The organism is Clavibacter michiganensis, assembly GCF_016907085.1.
GTDB classification, from domain to species: Bacteria; Actinomycetota; Actinomycetes; order Actinomycetales; family Microbacteriaceae; genus Clavibacter; species Clavibacter michiganensis_O.
Genome location: NZ_JAFBBJ010000001.1, coordinates 1,248,229 through 1,265,366 on the forward strand (window position 1 = coordinate 1,248,229; position 17,138 = coordinate 1,265,366).

Here is a 17,138-nt window from a genome sequence, read left to right on the forward strand (position 1 = left end):
CAACGACGACGGGAGGGATGCGATGACGCATTCGATCAGCAGGAGACAGGCACTGGGGGTGGGGGCCGCCGCCGCGGGCACGCTGGCCCTCGCGTCGTGCTCGGCGCCGGGCGGGAGGCTGGTCAACTCCGATCCGGTCATCCCCGCGGCGAAGGCCGGCGAGAAGGTCACGCTCACGTACTGGGCCTGGCTGAAGGACCTGCAGAAGGTCGCCGACGTGTGGAACGCGCAGAACCCCGACATCCAGGTCGAGGCGGTCTGGATCCCCGGCGGCAACGCGGGCGGCTACCAGAAGATGTACTCCGCCATCACGGCGGGCGGCGGACCCGACATCGGCCAGGTCGAGCTCCGGCAGCTGCCCGAGTTCCTCCTCGCCAACGGGCTCGTCGACCTCACCCGCTACGGCGTCGAGGAGTACAGGGACAGCTACGACGAGGCGCTGTGGAAGCAGGTCAGCTTCCAGGACGGCGTCTTCGGGATCCCGCAGGACTCCGGCCCCATGGCCTTCTACTACCAGCGCGAGCTCCTCGACCAGGTGGGCGGCCAGCCGCCGGCGACCTGGGACGACTGGGCGACGCTCGGCGCCGAGGTGCGGAAGACCGGCGCCGGCAACTACCTCGACTGCTTCCCCGTCGCCGACGCCTCCGTCTTCACCTCCTACGCGACGCAGGCCGGCGCGAACTGGTTCAAGGTCGACGGCGAGCGCTGGGTGGTCGACATGCTCGACGAGCGCACGATGGAGGTCGCCGCGTTCTTCGACAAGGCCATCGACGACGACGTGGTCAACACCTCGTACTCGGCCTTCTCCCCGCCGTGGACCGCGGCCGCCGCGGACGGCAAGGTCTTCGGCGTCACGAGCGCCAGCTGGGGCGACGCCCTCATCCAGTCGGTCTCCGGCGGCGAGGGCAAGTGGAAGGTCGCGCCCATGCAGACGTGGGGCTTCGACGGGGCGTACGGATCCAGCTACCTCGGCGGATCCACCGCGGCCGTGCTCGCGAACAGCAAGCACCCCGCCGAGGCGCTCAAGTTCATGACGTGGATGACGACCTCCCCGGAGGGCATCGACGCGATGATCGAGAACTCCGGCATCGGCTGGTCGCCGTCGCCCGACTACATCGGCGCCGCCCGGCAGGAGCCGAGCGAGTGGTTCAGCGGCCAGAGCTACAACGAGGAGGTGTTCGCGCCCGCGGCGAAGGAGCAGAACCTCGACTGGACCTGGTGCCCGCTCACGCAGTTCACGCTGAACACGCTGCAGGACGAGTTCCGCCGCAAGCTCACGAGCGGTCAGACCCTCGTCGAGTCCCTGCCCCTCGCGCAGGAGGCCGTGATCGAGGCCTTCCAGAACAAGGGCCTGCGCGTCGAGGCGGCGTCCGCATGAGCGTCGACACGCGCCAGGCGAGCGGCGAGCGCGCCGGCACCCGCCCCGTCCGGGCGCAGCGCTCCGGCGTCAGCCGTGGCCAGCTGAAGAAGTCGCAGACCATCGCGCCGTGGGTGCTGCTCGCGCCGTTCCTCGCGGTCTTCCTGCTGACCTTCGTCCTGCCGATCATCTACGCGGTGTTCCAGTCGTTCACGACCGTGCGACGGGAGGGCCTGTTCGGTGAGCAGGGCGTGACCACCGTGTTCGCCGGGTTCGAGAACTACGCGCTCGCGCTCGCGAACGACGCCTTCACGGCGTCGATCGGCCGGGTGCTGCTGTTCGGCATCGTGCAGGTGCCGGTGATGATCATCCTCTGCACGATCCTCGCGCTGCTGCTCGAGTCGGCGTCGGCGAAGTGGCCCCAGTTCTTCCGGGCGGCGTACTTCATGCCGTACGGCGTGCCGGGCGTCATCGCGACGATCCTCTGGGGCTTCCTCTACATCCCGGGCCTGTCGCCCATCATCGACATCGGCCAGATGCTCGGGATCCAGCTCGACTTCCTCGGCGCCGGCACCGTGCTCTGGTCCATCGCGAACATCGTGACCTGGACCTACACGGGCTACAACATGCTCATCATCATCGCCCAGCTGAAGTCGATCCCCGGCGACGTGTACGAGGCCGCGCGCATCGACGGAGCGGGCGCATGGCGCACGGCGACGTCGATCCAGCTGCCGCTGATCCGTCCGGCGCTCGTGCTCGCGACCGTGTTCTCGATCATCGGGACGCTGCAGCTGTTCGCGGAGCCGCAGGTGCTCGCCACCTCGGCCCCCGCGATCGACTCGCAGTACACGCCGAACCTGTCGGCGTACACCACGGCGTTCGCGTACAACGACTACGGCGTCGCCGCGGCCCAGGCGGTCATCATCGCCCTCGCCGCGTTCGTGCTGTCGTTCGTGTTCCTCGCGTTCACCAACAGGAAGCCCAAGGAGGAGCGGGAAGCCGCCGCAGCGAGGAAGAAGGGGGCGCGCGCATGACCGCCACGGAGGCACGACCGACCACCAGCGAGAGCGCCGCCGAGAAGGCGGAGCAGAAGCGCGCCGCGCAGGCCGCCGAGGCGAAGGTGAGCCGTCCGTCGAAGGCGGGCAGCACGCCGGGCGCCGGCTCGAAGCCCGCGACCCGGATCATCGTCACGGCGATCCTCACGCTCGTCGCGCTGTACTTCCTCGTCCCCGTCTACTACATCGTGGTCGCCGCCACGAAGACGACGGCCGACCTGTTCAGCACCAACGGGTTCCTGTTCGCGAACATGAACCTCTGGCAGAACCTCACGATGGTGTTCACGTACGACGACGGCATCTTCGTGCGCTGGTTCCTCAACTCGGTGCTCTACGCCGGGGTGGGCGCGCTCGTCGCGACGTACTTCGCGGCCGCCGGCGGGTACGCGCTCGCCAAGTACAAGTTCAAGGGATCGAACATCGTGTTCGGCACGATCCTCGGCGGGGTGCTCGTGCCCGGCACGGCGACCGCGCTGCCGCTGTTCCTGCTGTTCAGCAGCATGGGCATCGCGAACACGTACTGGTCGGTGCTGATCCCGTCGCTCGTCTCGCCGTTCGGCCTGTTCCTCTGCCGGATCTACGCGCAGGCGTCCGTGGAGGACGCGGTGATCGAGTCGGGCCGGATCGACGGGGCGAGCGAGCTGCGGATCTTCCACACGCTCGCGCTGCGCTCCATGACGCCCGCGCTCGTGACGGTGTTCCTCTTCCAGCTCGTCGGCATCTGGAACAACTACTTCCTGCCGCTGATCATGCTGGCCGACACGAAGCTGTACCCGATCACGCTCGGCCTCAACAACTGGCGGAGCCAGGTCGACCGGCTGCCGGAGTTCTACCAGCTGACCACGGGCGGCGTGCTCGTCTCGATCATCCCGCTCATCGCGGCGATGATCGTGCTGCAGAGGTTCTGGCGGGGTGGTCTGACCGACGGCGCCGTGAAGGGCTGACGCCCGACGCGACCGATGCATGCGCGGACGGCCGGGCGGGGCGACCTGCCCGGCCGTCCGCGCGTTCGGCGCGTCGCCCCCGGACCCACGATGATGGATGCGCGGCACGTCGCCGCACCCGCCCACGCGCAAGGAAGCCCATGACGCACGCCCTCCCCTACTTCGAGGACTTCGCCCCCACCTCGGGCGCGGCCCGCCGTCCCCGGTCCTGCCTGCACTCGGATGCCCCCCGCATCGTGCTGAACGGCGACTGGCGGTTCCGCCTCTCCCCCACCCCCCGCGGCCTCTCCGACGAGATGGCCGACCCCGCGTTCGACGACTCCAGCTGGGACGAGATGCCCGTGCCGAGCCACTGGGTGCTCGGCCAGGACGGCCGCTTCGGCCTCCCCGCCTACACGAACGTGCAGTACCCGTTCCCGGTCGAGCCGCCGTTCGTGCCGGACGAGAACCCCACGGGCGACTACCGCGTCGAGGTCGACGTGCCCACGGACTGGCAGTCGCTCGAGCGCGTCGTGCTCCGCTTCGAGGGCGTCGAGTCGGCGTTCAAGGTGTGGCTGAACGGCGACGAGGTCGGCACCGCGATGGGATCCCGCCTCTCGCACGAGTTCGACGTGACCGCGTCGCTGCGCCCCGGATCCAACGTGCTCGCCGTGCGCGTGCACCAGTGGTCGATCGCCAGCTACCTCGAGGACCAGGACCAGTGGTGGATGCCCGGCATCTTCCGCGACGTCACCCTCCTCGGCCGCCCCGAGGGCGGCATCGACGACGCGTGGACCCGCGCCGAGTACGACCACGAGACGGGCGCCGGCACGGTGCACGTCGAGATCGACGCGGAGCCGACCGCGTTCCCCGTCACGTTCGAGGTCGAGGACCTGGGGATCCACGTCACCTGGGACACCCCCGCCGACGTCGCGCCCGTGCACGTGGACCGCGTCGAGCCGTGGAGCGCCGAGAGCCCCACGCAGTACCAGGGCTTCCTCCGCACCAACGTCGAGGCGCTCTCCATCCGCCTCGGCTTCCGCACCGTGCGCATCGAGGGCGACCGGTTCCTCGTCAACGGCCGCCGCGTGGTCTTCCACGGCGTCAACCGGCACGAGGCCCATCCCGAGCGCGGCCGCGTCTTCGACGAGGAGCACGCGCGCGCCGACATGCTGCTGATGAAGCAGCACAACGTCAACGCGATCCGCACCAGCCACTACCCGCCGCACCCCCGCGTGCTCGACCTCGCCGACGAGCTCGGCTTCTGGGTCATCGACGAGTGCGACCTCGAGACGCACGGCTTCGAGTTCGGCGGCTGGGTCGGCAACCCGAGCGACGACCCGCGCTTCGCCGACGCGTACCTCGACCGCATCGAGCGCACGATCGAGCGCGACAAGAACCACCCGTCCATCGTCATGTGGTCCCTCGGCAACGAGTCGGGCACCGGACGGAACCTCGCCGCCATGTCGGCGTGGGTGCACCGCCGCGACCCGGGCCGCCCCGTGCACTACGAGGGCGACTACACGGGCGAGTACACGGACGTCTACTCGCGAATGTACTCGAACCTGCAGGAGACGGAGTCCATCGGCAGCGACGTGATTCCGGGCGACCTGCTCGGCTGCACGCCCGGCGAGGGCATGCGCCAGCGCACCAAGCCCTTCATCCTGTGCGAGTACGTGCACGCGATGGGCAACGGCCCCGGCCAGATCGGCGAGTACGAGGATCTCGTGCTCCGCTACCCGCGCCTGCACGGCGGATTCGTGTGGGAGTGGCGCGACCACGGCATCCTCACCGAGACGGCCGACGGCGAGGCGTTCTACGCCTACGGCGGCGACTTCGGCGAGGTCGTGCACGACGGCAACTTCGTGATGGACGGCATGGTCCTGCCCGACGACACCCCCACGCCCGGCCTCGCCGAGTACAAGGCCGTCGTACAGCCCGTCGCGTTCGGGCTCGAGCGGGAGGGCGGATCCGCGTCCCTCGTGGTCGAGAACCGCTACCACTCGATCTCCACCGCGCACGCGAGCCTCGTCTGGGTGCTCGCGGTCGACGGCGACGACATCGCGACCGGCGTCCTCGACGCCGCGGCCGTCGCGGCCGGCGAGACCGCGCGGATCCCGCTGCCTGCCGACGCCCTCGACGCGGGCGAGCTCGCCGCCGACGGCGCCGAGGTGTGGCTGACCGTGCAGGCGATCCTCCGCGACGACGCGCCGTGGGCCGAGGCGGGCCATGTGGTCGCCGTCGAGCAGTTCGACCTCACGCCCGCGCCGCGGCCGGCCGTGCCCGCACGCTGGGTCGACGCCGACGAGGAGGCGTACCCCGCATCCGGCGCCACGCGCCTCACCCTCGGCGACGGCGAGTTCGACCTCGCCACCGGACGCCTCGTGCGCCTCGGCTCGCTCGAGGTCGACGGCCCGCGCCTGGAGCTGTGGCGCGCGCCCACCGACAACGACCGCAGCGACAGCAGCGGCTCCTACGAGCTGGCGGATCCGCGCCTCACCTTCGGCAAGGGCGTGCCCGGGCCGTCGAGCGAGGCGCGCTGGCGCCAGGCGGGCCTCGACCGGCTCACCCACCGGGTCCGCTCGGTCAAGGTCGGCTCCGGCTCGCTCACGGTCGTCGTGCGCACGAGCGCGGCGCAGTCCTTCGACTCGGTCGACACGACGTACTGCTGGACCGAGGGCGCCGACGGCGACCTGGGCCTCCGCGTCGACATCGTGCCGAGCGCCGGCTGGGCCATCACCTGGCCGCGCGTCGGGATCCGCATCGACCTGCCCGCGAGCGTCACCAACGCGGAGTGGTTCGGCACCGGCCCGCTCGAGTCGTACCCCGACTCGCGCCGCGCGGCGCTCGTCGGCCGGTTCTCGTCGCTCGTCGACGACCTGGGCGCCGTGTACTCGATGCCCCAGGAGACCGGCCACCGCAGCGACCTGCGCCAGCTCGAGCTCGGCACGTTCGACGGCGAGGGCGGCATCGTGATCCAGGCCCGGCCCGACACCGCGGGCCGCCGCCCCGGCTTCACGGCCTCGCGGCACACGCCGCAGGAGCTGGACCGCGCGGCGCACCCGCACGAGCTGCCCGCGAGCGAGGCGGTGCACCTCTACATCGACGCCGCGCAGCACGGGCTCGGCTCGCGCGCGTGCGGCCTCGACGTGCTGCCCGAGCACCAGCTGTGGCCGTCGGCGCGCACGCTGGAGCTCACCATCCGCAGCCGCTGACGCGGAACGGGACCGGGTCGCCCATCCGGGCGGCCCGGCGCGCGTCCTTCCTCGCGGAGGGCGAGCAAGCTGGAGACGACGGCGTCCGATGGCGGGCGCGAGGAGGACGCATGACCGACACCATCGAGCAGGGCACCGCGGGCACCAACTGGGCCGGCAACTACGCGTACAGGGCGAGCGAGGTCCGCACGCCGACGAGCGTCGAGGAGCTGCGGGACATCGTCCGCGACGCGCCTCGGATCCGGGTCCTCGGATCCCGCCACTCGTTCAACGACATCGCCGACTCGGAGGTGCTGGTCTCGCTCGCCGAGCTGCCGGCCGACCTCGTGATCGACCGCGACGCCAGCACCGTCACGTTCTCCGCGGGCCTCGCCTACGGGAAGCTCGCGGAGCTCCTCGGCGAGGAGGGCCTCGCGATCCACAACCTCGCGTCGCTGCCGCACATCTCGGTCGGCGGCGCCATCGCGACGGCGACCCACGGATCCGGCATCGGCAACGGCAACCTCGGCACCGCGGTCGCGGCCCTCGAGATGATCACGGCCGACGGCGAGACCGTCACGTACCGCCGCGGCGACGACGACTTCGACGGCGTGGTCGTCGGCCTCGGCGCGCTCGGCGTCGTCACGCGCGTGACCCTCGACGTCGAGCCCGCCTACCTCGTGCGCCAGCGCGTGTTCGAGGGCCTCTCCTGGGACGCGTTCGACGAGAACCTCGAGGACGTCTTCGGCGGCGCGTACAGCGTCAGCGTCTTCACGCGCTTCGGCGATGCCACCGACCAGGTGTGGCTGAAGAGCCGCGTGCAGCTCGACGTCGACGGCCAGCCCGAGGACGAGGTCGTCGTGGCCGACTACTTCGGGGCACCCGCCGCCACCGAGGAGCGCCATCCGATCCTCGGCATCGACCCCGTCAACAGCACCTCCCAGCTCGGCGTCGTGGGCCTCTGGTCCGACCGCCTCTCGCACTTCAAGATGGGCTTCACGCCGAGCGACGGCGAGGAGATCCAGTCGGAGTTCCACGTGCCGCTCGACCGGGCCGTCGAGGCCGTGCGGGCGCTGCGCGACATGGGCGACCGGATCCGCCCGATCCTCCTCGTGTGCGAGCTGCGCGCCGTCGCCGAGGACCGGCTGTGGCTGAGCCCCCAGTTCGGGCAGACCACCATCGGCCTGCACTTCACGTGGAAGCGCGACCAGGAGGCCGTCGAGGCGCTCCTCGTCGAGCTCGAGGCGGCGATCCGTCCGTTCGGCGCACGGCCGCACTGGGGCAAGGTCTTCGCCGCCCAGGCGGCCGACATCGCCCCGCTGTACCCGCGATCGGGCGACTTCCTGGCCCTCGCCGAGCGACTCGACCCCGCGGGCAAGTTCCGCAACGCCTGGTTCGAGCGCTCGCTGCTCGGCTGATCCGCATCCGCCCCTGACCGGGACCGCACCCGGGGATCCGCGACGCGCCGAGCACCTCCTCGCGCGCCGCGGATCCCGGGTCGGCGTGGAGAACGGCGCGTATGGTGAGCACCATGGCGCCCGAGACCTCCTCCTACGTACCTGCCCCCGGGCGGATCACGATGTTCTCCACCACCTGGTGCGGCTACTGCCGCCGGCTGAAGGCCCAGCTCGATCGCGCGGGCATCGGCTACGACGAGGTCGACATCGAGCAGGTGCCCGGCACCGCGGAGCTCGTGGAGGCCATCAACGGCGGCAACCAGACGGTCCCGACCGTCCTCTTCCCCGACGGCTCGTCCGCCACCAACCCGTCGCTCGCCGACGTGACCGCGAAGGTGGCCTGAGCCATGCAGCACCACGACCTCAGCGTCATCCCCGACTTCCTCGCCGCGTGGATGCGCGAGCAGCGCTGGTTCGCCTCCAAGGGCACCGAGCCGCGCCTCGAGCGCATCGGCGGCTGGAGCTTCAGCGACGAGGGCTGGTTCGCCCGCATCGAGACGCACCTGATCATCGACCACGGCAGCGCCAAGCCCGTGCTGTACCAGGTGCCGCTCACCTACCGGCAGGCGCCGCTGGAGGAGCTGAAGCCCTTCCACATCGGCACCACCGTCGAGGACGACGGCGTCGAGCTGCACGTCTACGACGGCCCGCACGACCCCGCGTACGCGTGGGCGCTCATCCGCGCGATCCTCGACGACCGCGACGCCGACGTCGACGAGACCTCGCTCGGAGCCACCGCCCGCGGCCAGCGCCAGCCGGGCGTGGAGATCGCGACCGTCGTCGGATCCCACGTGCTCTCCGGCGAGCAGTCGAACACGTCGATCATCTACGACATGGTCTCGGCCGACGGCCACGCCGTGAACCCGATGATCGTCAAGGTCTTCCGCGCGCTGCACCACGGCGAGAACCCGGACGTCGTGCTCCAGTCCGCCATCGCGGGCGCCGGATCCCGGCTCGTGCCCCAGACCATGGGCAGCGTGCTCGCCGAGTGGAGCGACTCCGGCCGCGAGGAGGGCCGCGCCATCGGGCACGTCGCCTTCGCGCAGGAGTTCCTGCCCGGCGTGACCGACGCGTGGCGGGTCGCGCTCCGCGCCGCCGAGGCCGACGCCGACTTCCAGGCCGAGGCCCGCGCGCTCGGCGAGGCCACGGCCGACGTGCACGCCACGCTCGCCGCCGCGCTCCCCACCGTCGAGGCAACGCCCGACGTGATCGAGGGGATCATGGTCAGCTTCCGCCGCCGCCACGCGACGGCCGAGCGCGAGGTCCCCGAGATCGCCGCCTTCCACGACGCCATCGCGAGCGTGTACGACGCCGCCGAGAAGGGCGAGTGGCCGAAGCTGCAGCGCATCCACGGCGACTACCACCTGGGCCAGGTGCTCTCGGTGCCGAACCGCGGCTGGGTGCTCCTCGACTTCGAGGGCGAGCCGCTCCGGCCGATGCACGAGCGGTCGCTCCCCGACGTCACGCTCCGCGACGTGGCCGGCATGCTCCGCTCGTTCGACTACGTCGCCGGCTCCTACGCGCTCGCGCACCCCGGCAAGTCGGCCGCGACATGGGCGTCCGCGGCCCGCCGCGCGTTCGTCGACGGCTACATCGCCCGCTCCGGCACCGACCTCCGCGCGAACCGGGCCCTGCTCGACGCGTTCGAGATCGACAAGGCCGTGTACGAGGCGATCTACGAGGTCCGCAACCGGCCCGGCTGGCTGTCGATCCCGCTTCAGGCCGTCGCGCGCCTCGCCACCCGCTCGAGCACGCTCGGCGCGGTGACCACGCCGGGCGCGACCGGACCGCGCGAGGCCGGGCCGATCACCTCCTGACCGCGCGCTCGCACCCGGAGCCAAGAGCAGCTCGACCGACCTGTGCTCTTCTGGCGCGCGAACGTCGGATCGCCTCTATCTTCCACGAGTGGCGACCACGCCGCAGGGAGCGGCATCCCGTGGTCGCCGAGAAGAGGCGCTCGCCTCCAGCGTCGCTGCTACCTGCGGCTCGCGGGAACCGGATTCGCCGGTGCAGGCGGCGTGATGACGGGGAACTGGCTCGCTGTCCTCGGGGCGGCGTTCAACGGAGGAGAAGCACTCGAGGGGGTGTGCAGTGATTTCTGGAACGCGACGTCGAGATTCAGGCACTGAGGGGAAGGGGCAGATGTTCGGACAGATCCTCCTCGCCCTCGTGGGCGTCGGATTGATCCTCTTGTCGATCCCGTACGGAGCGACTGACGCGGCGGGCAGCTGGTGGGGTGTCCTCGGTGGCGCGCTCATCGTCGTGGGTGCCGTGGTCGTCGCAGTCCGACGGCGACGCCCACGACCGGAGGAGTGACACGCGGAGGAGCCTCGGACGGCAGCAGGGCGCCGGACAGGGGCCATGCGCACCTTCGGACCGGATCGAAGGTGCGCATGCCCCCGTCGGTAGGCTGGCGGGATGACCGACCCCGCCGTCCCGGCCGTCTCCTCCCCCGCATCCGACTCCGCATCCACCCCTCCCGTCGCGGAGCAGCGCCCGATCGAGCGCACCTTCCACGGCGACACGTTCGTGGACCGCTACGAGTGGCTGCGCGACAAGGACGACGCGCGGGTCATCGCGCACCTCGAGGCCGAGAACGCGTACACGGGAGGTCAGACGGCCCACCTGGAGCCGCTGCGCGAGCGGATCTTCACGGAGATCAAGGACCGCACGCAGGAGACCGACCTCTCCGTCCCCGTCCGCGAGGGCGACTGGTGGTACTACGCCCGCACGGTCGAGGGATCGCAGTACGCGATCCGCTGCCGCCGTCCCGTCGAAGGCCCCGACGACTGGACCCCGCCCGCCGTCGAGCCCGCCGCGGACGGCGCCGCGATCCCCGGCGAGCAGGTGCTCCTCGACTCCAACGCCGAGGCCGACGGCCACGAGTTCTTCTCGCTCGGCGCGTTCGAGGTGAGCCCCGACGGGTCGCTCCTCGCGTACTCGACCGACGTCGAGGGCGACGAGCGGTTCACGCTGAGGATCCGCGACCTCGCCACGGGCGAGGACCTCGCCGACGAGATCCCCGGCACCAGCCACGGCGCCACCTTCTCGGCGCACGGCGACCACCTGTTCTACGTCACGGTCGACGACGCGTGGCGCCCTGACACCGTCTGGCGCCACCGCGTCGGCACGCCCGCGTCGCAGGACGTGAAGGTCTTCACCGAGCCCGACGAGAGCTACTTCGTCGGCTTCGGCATGACGCGCAGCCGCCAGTACCTCGTCATCGAGGTCGGCTCGAAGATCACGACCGAGGTGCTGCTGCTCGACGCCGGGGATCCCACGGGCGCGTTCCGCTCCGTGTGGCCGCGCCGTCACGGCGTCGAGTACGACGTCGACCACGCGGTCATCGACGGATCCGACCGGCTCCTCATCCTGCACAACGACGGCGCCACCAACTTCGAGCTCATCGATGTGCCGGCCGACGACCCGACATCCACGACCGACCGCCAGGTCGTCATCCCCCACGACGACGAGGTGCGCCTCGAGGACGCCAGCGCGTTCGCCGACCACCTCGTGATCTCCTACCGCCGCGAGGGCCTCACGCGCGTCGGCGTGATCCCCTTCGACCGGGTCCTCGACGGCGAGCAGCTGCACGAGATCGCGTTCGACGAGCCGATCTACACGGTCGGCACCGCCGGCAACCCCGAGTTCGCGCAGCCCACCGTCCGCCTCGGCTACACGAGCCTCGCGACCCCGGCCACCACCTACGACTACGTGCTCGCGACCCGCGAGCTCCGTCTCCTCAAGCAGCAGCCCGTGCGCGGCGGCTACGACGCCGACGACTACGTGCAGACCCGCGAGTGGGCGACCGCGGAGGACGGCACGGAGATCCCGCTGTCGGTGATCTACAAGCGCGGTCTCGTGCACCCCGGCGCGCCCGCGCCGCTCCTGCTCTACGGCTACGGCTCGTACGAGGCGAGCATCGACCCGTCGTTCTCCATCGCGCGGCTGTCGCTGCTCGACCGGGGCATGGCGTTCGTCATCGCGCACGTGCGCGGCGGCGGCGAGATGGGTCGCCGCTGGTACGACGAGGGCAAGACGCTCACCAAGAAGAACACCTTCACCGACTTCGTCGCGGCCGCCGATCACCTCATCGCGCGCGGCTGGACGAGCCCGGACAAGCTGGTGGCCGAGGGCCGCAGCGCCGGCGGCCTGCTGATGGGCGCCGTCGCGAACATCGCGCCGGACCGGTTCGCCGGGATCCTCGCGGGCGTGCCGTTCGTGGACGCGCTCACGAGCATCCTCGACCCGTCGCTGCCGCTCACCGTGATCGAGTGGGACGAGTGGGGCGACCCGCTGCACGACCCCGAGGTGTACGCGTACATGAAGTCGTACACGCCGTACGAGAACGTGCGCGAGGGCGTGGTGTACCCGCGGATCCTCGCGGTCACGAGCCTCAACGACACGCGCGTGCTCTACGTCGAGCCCGCCAAGTGGACGGCCCGCCTCCGCGAGGTCGGCGCGCCCGTACTGCTGCGCACCGAGATGCAGGCCGGCCACGGCGGCAAGTCGGGCCGCTACGACGCCTGGCGCGAGCGCGCGTCCGACTACGCGTGGGTGCTCGACGTGGCGGGGCTCGCCTGAGGCGGGTCGCCGCCGTGCCGCCCTCCCGATCCGCGGCCGTGATCGCCGCCGCGCTCATCGGCGCGGGCATGGCGGCCGTGGTGACGGCGGGTCTCGGCTACCTCACCCGCTACTCGACGTACGACGCCCTCGACGGGGAGATCGACACGTCGCTGTACATGCGGATGACGGGGATGACGTCGTTCGAGAAGGCGGCGATCCTGCTCGGCTGCGCCGCCGCTCTGACCGGAGTCGTCCTCGCGGTCACGCGGTTCGTCGCCCTGCGCCGTCATCGAGCACGTGAGGCCCGAGGCGTCGGCGACCGTCTCGCGTAGGCACGCTCCCGCGCTCTCCCCCTAGGGTGGATCCCTGACACGGGGTGCCCACGAGGGCTGAGATGAGACCCGTCGCACCTGATCCGGTTCGCACCGGCGGAGGGATGTCATCATGAGCGCTGCGCGCCCATCCACGGGAACGACCACGGAGCGGGAGCCGGGCTCGGCCGCCCTGCTCCATCAGCTGCGGGAGCACGTGCCGCTCGTGCAGTGCATCACGAACGCCGTCGTCACCGGCTTCACCGCGAACGTCCTCCTCGCGCTGGGCGCCGCGCCCGCGATGACGGACGTGCCGACCGAGGCGGGGCCGTTCGCGCGGATCGCGTCGGGGCTGCTCGTCAACCTCGGCACGCCGCACGCCGAGCAGCGGGAGGCGGCGGTCGAGGCGGCCCACGCGGCGCGCGGGGCGGGGACGCCGTGGGTGCTGGATCCCGTCGCGGTCGGCGCCCTGCCGGTGCGGACGCGGCTCGCGCACGAGCTCGTGGCGCTGTCGCCGACGATCGTGCGCGGCAACGCGTCGGAGGTCATCGCGCTCGCGACCGGCGGCGCGGGTGGCCGCGGGGTCGACGCGACCGACGAGGTGGAGGCGGCGCTCGACGCCGCGACGCTGCTGGCGCGCACCTTCGGCACGGTCGTCGCGGTGTCGGGGCCGGTCGACCACATCACGGACGGGACCCGGTTCGTGCGCGTGCACACGGGCGACGCGCTCCTCACGAAGGTCACGGGCGGGGGCTGCGCGCTCGGCGCGGTGATGGCGGCGTTCGCGTCGACGGACCCGGATCCGCTGCGGGCCGCCGTGGCCGCGACGAGCGTCTACACGATCGCCGCGGAGATCGCCGCGGAGGGGGCGCGCGGGCCCGGATCCTTCGCGGTCGCGCTGCTCGACGCGCTCGACGCCGTCTCGCCCGAGCTCGTCGCCCAGCGCGAGCGCCTCTCGTGAGCGGCCTCGACCTCTCCGTCTACCTCGTCACCGACCCCGCGCTGTGCGGCGAGCGCGGCGTGCCCGCGGTCGTCGCCGCGGCGGTGGCGGGCGGGGCGACGGCCGTGCAGATCCGCGACAAGCACGCGAGCGCGGCCGAGCTGCTGGTGACGGTCGTCGCGGCGGCGGATGCCATCGACGCGCATGCCGCCGCGCATCCGACGGCACCGCGCCCGCTGCTGCTCGTCGACGACCGCGTCGACGTCGTCCTCGCAGCCCTCGCCCGCGGCGTGCGGGTGGACGGCGTGCACGTGGGCCAGTCGGATGTGCCGGCCGACCTCGTGCGCCGGATGCTCGACGCCGCGAGCCCCGACCGGCGGCTCGTCGTGGGCCTCACGGCGAACACGCCCGCACACGTCGAGGCGGTCCGCGCGTTCCCCGCGGGCACGGTCGACTACCTCGGCGTCGGCGTGATCCGGCCCACGAGCACCAAGCCGGACCACCCGGCGCCGCTCGGGCACGACGGGTTCGGGATCATCGCGGGGCTCTCCCCCGTGCCGTGCGTCGCGATCGGCGGGGTGGACGTGCGGGACGTGGCGGCGATCGCGGCGGCGGGTGGCGCCGGGACGGCCGTCGTGTCCGCCATCTGCTCGGCGGAGGATCCCGAGGCGGCGGCGTGCGAGCTCGCGGAGGCGTGGGCGCGGGTGCGCGCCGCGGCGATGGCGGACGCGGCGTCCGTCGAGGGCGACGTCGCGGCGGCGCCCGAGAGCCACGGGCCGGCGACCCCGCGCCGTCCGGTCCCGCGCGTCCTCAGCATCGCCGGCACGGATCCCACGGGCGGGGCCGGCATCCAGGCCGACCTCAAGTCCATCGCGGCGAACGGCGGCTACGGCATGGCCGTGGTCACGGCGCTCGTCGCGCAGAACACGACGGGCGTCCGCGAGATCCACGTGCCGCCCGTCGCGTTCCTGCGCGCGCAGCTCGACGCGGTCTCCGACGACGTCGTGATCGACGCGGTGAAGATCGGCATGCTCGGATCCGCCGCCGTGGTCGACGAGGTGGCCGACTGGCTGCGCGCGGTGCGCCCGCCGGTCGTCGTGCTGGATCCGGTGATGGTCGCCCAGTCCGGCGACGCGCTCCTCGACGCCGACGCGACCGAGGCGCTCCGCCGCCTGCTGCCCCTCGCCGACGTCGTCACCCCGAACCTGCCGGAGCTCGCCGCGCTCCTCGGCGAGCGCGAGGCCGACGGCTGGGACGCGGCGCTCGCGCAGGGGCGGACGCTCGCCGTGCGGCACGGCGTCCGCGTCATCGTCAAGGGCGGCCACCTACGCGAGGACGACTGCCCGGACGCGCTCGTGGCGCCGGCCGCGACCACTGCGGAGACGGCGGTGCACGTCGTCGACGGCCCGCGGATCGCGACCACCAGCACGCACGGCACCGGCTGCTCCCTCTCCAGCGCGCTCGCGACGCTGCACGCGCGCCGCGGCGACTGGCTCGCCGCGCTGACGGAGGCGAAGGCCTGGCTCACCGGATCGCTCGAGCACGCGGAGGACCTCGAGGTCGGATCCGGTGCCGGACCGCTCGACCACCTGCGCGCGCTGTGGGACGCGGCCGGCACGCACGCGGGATCCATCGCGGAGGAGATGTGGGCGGGATCCGCCGACCTCCGCCGCGAGATCGACGACCTCCCCTTCGTCCGCCGCCTCGGCGACGGCACGCTGCCCGAGGCGTGGTTCTCGCACTACCTCGCGCAGGACGCGATCTACCTCCGGGCCTACTCGCGCGTGCTCGCGCGCGCCAGCCAGCTCGCGCCGACGCCGGACGCGCAGGTCGTGTGGGCGCGCGGCGCCGCCGACGCGATCGCGGCCGAGTCGGCGCTGCACGAGGAGTGGCTGTCCCGGCACCCCGCGCCCGCGGTCGCCGGACCGGTCACGTGCGCCTACGTCGACCACCTGCTCGCGCACGCGGCGGGCAGCGACTACGCGGTGCTCGTCGCGGCGCTGCTGCCGTGCTTCACCATCTACGCCGACGTGGGCACGCGGCTCCGCGCAGTGGGCGCGGCGGCGACGGAGGCCGGGGACGCGCACCCGTACGCGGCGTGGCTGGCGACGTACGCGGATCCCGCGTTCGCGGCGGCCACCCGGCGGGCGTGCGAGCTGGTGGACGAGGCGGCGGTGATCGCGGGTCCGAGCCGGCGCGCCGCGATGCTCGAGGCCTCCCGGCTGTCGTCCGCGTACGAGCGCGACTTCTTCCGCGCCCCGGAGGCGCTCGGCTGAACCGGGGCGGCGGACGCGGGACGCGGATCCGCCCGCGCCTGGGGACGCCCCGGCCCCCTCCCAGCCGCACCCGCGGGAGGATGCCCGTGCCCCGACGCGACCACCGCGCCGGGGCTCCCCGTTCCACGACCCGGGCACCCGCGTGCCCGACAGAGAGGACACCGCATGCGCGTCCAGGCCGAGACCCCCGCCGTCACGATGCCCGACCACCAGTTCACGGGCGAGGTCCGCCTCCGCTGGCTCTCCACCCCGCAGACCCCCGAGCAGCGCGCGGTCGTCGCGTCCGTCGCGTTCGCCGCGGGCGCCCGCACCGTGTGGCACTCCCACGTCCTCGGGCAGACGCTGCACGTCACGTCGGGCATCGCCCGCGTGGGCACGCGCGGCGGCGAGGTGGTCGAGGTCGGGCCCGGCGGGTCCGTCTACATCGAGGCCGGCGAGGAGCACTGGCACGGCGCCACGGCCCACGCGCCGATGGAGCACATCGCGGTGCTGGAGGACGGCGACGACCCGGTCGACGCGACCACCTGGGGTCCGCACGTGACCGACGAGGAGTTCCTGCGACCGGCCGCCCCCGCGTCCGTCGCCGCGCCGACCGCCACCCCGGCGGCCGCGCTCCCCGTGCCGCTCGGCGCGCCCGTGCTCGTGCACGCGCTCCGCTACACGGCCATGTTCGGCGAGAAGCCGTTCGACGAGGCGCTGCTGGTGTACCTCGACAACGGCTCGTACAAGATCCTCTCGCCCGGCGAGGAGCACTACGGCAGCTACGTGTCGACCGCGGGGACGGGCGTCGCGCCCCGCCACGTCGCGTTCCTGTCGTGGCCGTCGGACGACTGGCACCGCAACGTCGCGAGCCACACGCTGACCTTCGCGGAGGACACGGGCGCCTTCATCCAGTCGCTCGTGCTCCCGGGCGACGCGGTGCCGCGCGCGCAGCACGGCTTCGCCGAGGTGGTCGCGGATCCCGAGCAGGTCGACATGACGGCGTCGTGGGACGCGCTGCGGGTCACGCACGCGGCGTCGTTCGAGCGCCTGGCGGAGCGGGTCCGCCAGCTCTGACGT

Annotated in this window: 13 protein-coding genes and 1 riboswitch; all 13 genes read left to right on the top strand. The window is 72.5% G+C overall.

All coding sequences use genetic code 11. The features are described from left to right. The first annotated feature begins 22 nt into the window (after window positions 1–22). The 13 genes from JOE38_RS05690 (at window position 23) to JOE38_RS05750 (ending at window position 17,135) form a co-directional block, all read left to right on the top strand. A complete protein-coding gene (locus JOE38_RS05690) occupies window positions 23–1,378 on the top strand; it encodes an ABC transporter substrate-binding protein (protein ID WP_204575254.1) in 1,356 nt (451 codons plus the stop codon). Then, window positions 1,375–2,391: a carbohydrate ABC transporter permease gene (locus tag JOE38_RS05695; protein WP_204575255.1), complete on the top strand. Its 1,017-nt coding sequence runs from the start codon at window positions 1,375–1,377 to the stop codon at window positions 2,389–2,391. The genes JOE38_RS05690 and JOE38_RS05695 overlap by 4 nt, the downstream gene beginning before the upstream one ends. Beyond that, window positions 2,388–3,356 carry a carbohydrate ABC transporter permease gene (locus tag JOE38_RS05700; RefSeq protein ID WP_204575256.1) on the top strand — a complete coding sequence of 323 codons (969 nt, stop codon included), beginning with the start codon at window positions 2,388–2,390 and terminating at the stop codon, window positions 3,354–3,356. Before JOE38_RS05695 ends, JOE38_RS05700 begins: the two co-directional genes overlap by 4 nt. Window positions 3,357–3,496: 140 nt before the next feature. After that, window positions 3,497–6,550 (top strand): glycoside hydrolase family 2 TIM barrel-domain containing protein, encoded by a 3,054-nt coding sequence (locus JOE38_RS05705; RefSeq protein ID WP_204575257.1) that lies wholly within the window; start codon window positions 3,497–3,499, stop codon window positions 6,548–6,550. 110 nt (window positions 6,551–6,660) lie between these two features. Next, the gene (locus JOE38_RS05710; RefSeq protein ID WP_204575258.1) at window positions 6,661–7,947 is read left to right on the top strand and encodes a D-arabinono-1,4-lactone oxidase; all 1,287 of its coding nucleotides are present in this window, start codon (window positions 6,661–6,663) and stop codon (window positions 7,945–7,947) included. 113 nt (window positions 7,948–8,060) lie between these two features. Then, window positions 8,061–8,330 (top strand): mycoredoxin, encoded by a 270-nt coding sequence (locus JOE38_RS05715; RefSeq protein WP_012038801.1) that lies wholly within the window; start codon window positions 8,061–8,063, stop codon window positions 8,328–8,330. A gap of 3 nt (window positions 8,331–8,333) precedes the next feature. After that, window positions 8,334–9,803 (top strand): maltokinase N-terminal cap-like domain-containing protein, encoded by a 1,470-nt coding sequence (locus tag JOE38_RS05720; protein ID WP_204575259.1) that lies wholly within the window; start codon window positions 8,334–8,336, stop codon window positions 9,801–9,803. 325 nt (window positions 9,804–10,128) lie between these two features. Continuing rightward, on the top strand, window positions 10,129–10,302 hold the full coding sequence (locus tag JOE38_RS05725) for an LPXTG cell wall anchor domain-containing protein (protein WP_204575260.1): 174 nt from the start codon (window positions 10,129–10,131) through the stop codon (window positions 10,300–10,302). Window positions 10,303–10,404: 102 nt separating this feature from the next. Beyond that, window positions 10,405–12,570 carry a S9 family peptidase gene (locus JOE38_RS05730; RefSeq protein WP_204575261.1) on the top strand — a complete coding sequence of 722 codons (2,166 nt, stop codon included), beginning with the start codon at window positions 10,405–10,407 and terminating at the stop codon, window positions 12,568–12,570. 14 nt (window positions 12,571–12,584) lie between these two features. Further along, window positions 12,585–12,884: a hypothetical protein gene (locus JOE38_RS05735; protein WP_204575262.1), complete on the top strand. Its 300-nt coding sequence runs from the start codon at window positions 12,585–12,587 to the stop codon at window positions 12,882–12,884. Between the two features lie 30 nt (window positions 12,885–12,914). Further along, window positions 12,915–13,006: riboswitch (TPP riboswitch) on the top strand. After that, window positions 12,997–13,824, top strand: a complete 828-nt coding sequence (thiM, locus tag JOE38_RS05740) for a hydroxyethylthiazole kinase (RefSeq protein WP_204575263.1) — start codon at window positions 12,997–12,999, stop codon at window positions 13,822–13,824. Its footprint overlaps the riboswitch before it by 10 nt. Continuing rightward, the gene (thiD, locus tag JOE38_RS05745) at window positions 13,821–16,079 is read left to right on the top strand and encodes a bifunctional hydroxymethylpyrimidine kinase/phosphomethylpyrimidine kinase (RefSeq protein ID WP_204575264.1); all 2,259 of its coding nucleotides are present in this window, start codon (window positions 13,821–13,823) and stop codon (window positions 16,077–16,079) included. Before thiM ends, thiD begins: the two co-directional genes overlap by 4 nt. A 165-nt stretch (window positions 16,080–16,244) precedes the next feature. Beyond that, complete coding sequence (locus JOE38_RS05750; protein ID WP_204575265.1) at window positions 16,245–17,135, top strand: cupin domain-containing protein; 891 nt, start codon at window positions 16,245–16,247, stop codon at window positions 17,133–17,135. Window positions 17,136–17,138 lie beyond the last annotated feature (3 nt).

What these genes read in the sequence shown, in the direction of transcription:
- JOE38_RS05690 (WP_204575254.1), top strand. Translation starts at nt 23, where the DNA reads ATGACGCATTCGATCAGCAGGAGACAGGCACTGGGGGTGGGGGCCGCC.
- JOE38_RS05695 (WP_204575255.1), top strand. Translation starts at nt 1,375, where the DNA reads ATGAGCGTCGACACGCGCCAGGCGAGCGGCGAGCGCGCCGGCACCCGC.
- JOE38_RS05700 (WP_204575256.1), top strand. Translation starts at nt 2,388, where the DNA reads ATGACCGCCACGGAGGCACGACCGACCACCAGCGAGAGCGCCGCCGAG.
- JOE38_RS05705 (WP_204575257.1), top strand. Translation starts at nt 3,497, where the DNA reads ATGACGCACGCCCTCCCCTACTTCGAGGACTTCGCCCCCACCTCGGGC.
- JOE38_RS05710 (WP_204575258.1), top strand. Translation starts at nt 6,661, where the DNA reads ATGACCGACACCATCGAGCAGGGCACCGCGGGCACCAACTGGGCCGGC.
- JOE38_RS05715 (WP_012038801.1), top strand. Translation starts at nt 8,061, where the DNA reads ATGGCGCCCGAGACCTCCTCCTACGTACCTGCCCCCGGGCGGATCACG.
- JOE38_RS05720 (WP_204575259.1), top strand. Translation starts at nt 8,334, where the DNA reads ATGCAGCACCACGACCTCAGCGTCATCCCCGACTTCCTCGCCGCGTGG.
- JOE38_RS05725 (WP_204575260.1), top strand. Translation starts at nt 10,129, where the DNA reads ATGTTCGGACAGATCCTCCTCGCCCTCGTGGGCGTCGGATTGATCCTC.
- JOE38_RS05730 (WP_204575261.1), top strand. Translation starts at nt 10,405, where the DNA reads ATGACCGACCCCGCCGTCCCGGCCGTCTCCTCCCCCGCATCCGACTCC.
- thiM (WP_204575263.1), top strand. Translation starts at nt 12,997, where the DNA reads ATGAGCGCTGCGCGCCCATCCACGGGAACGACCACGGAGCGGGAGCCG.
- JOE38_RS05750 (WP_204575265.1), top strand. Translation starts at nt 16,245, where the DNA reads ATGCGCGTCCAGGCCGAGACCCCCGCCGTCACGATGCCCGACCACCAG.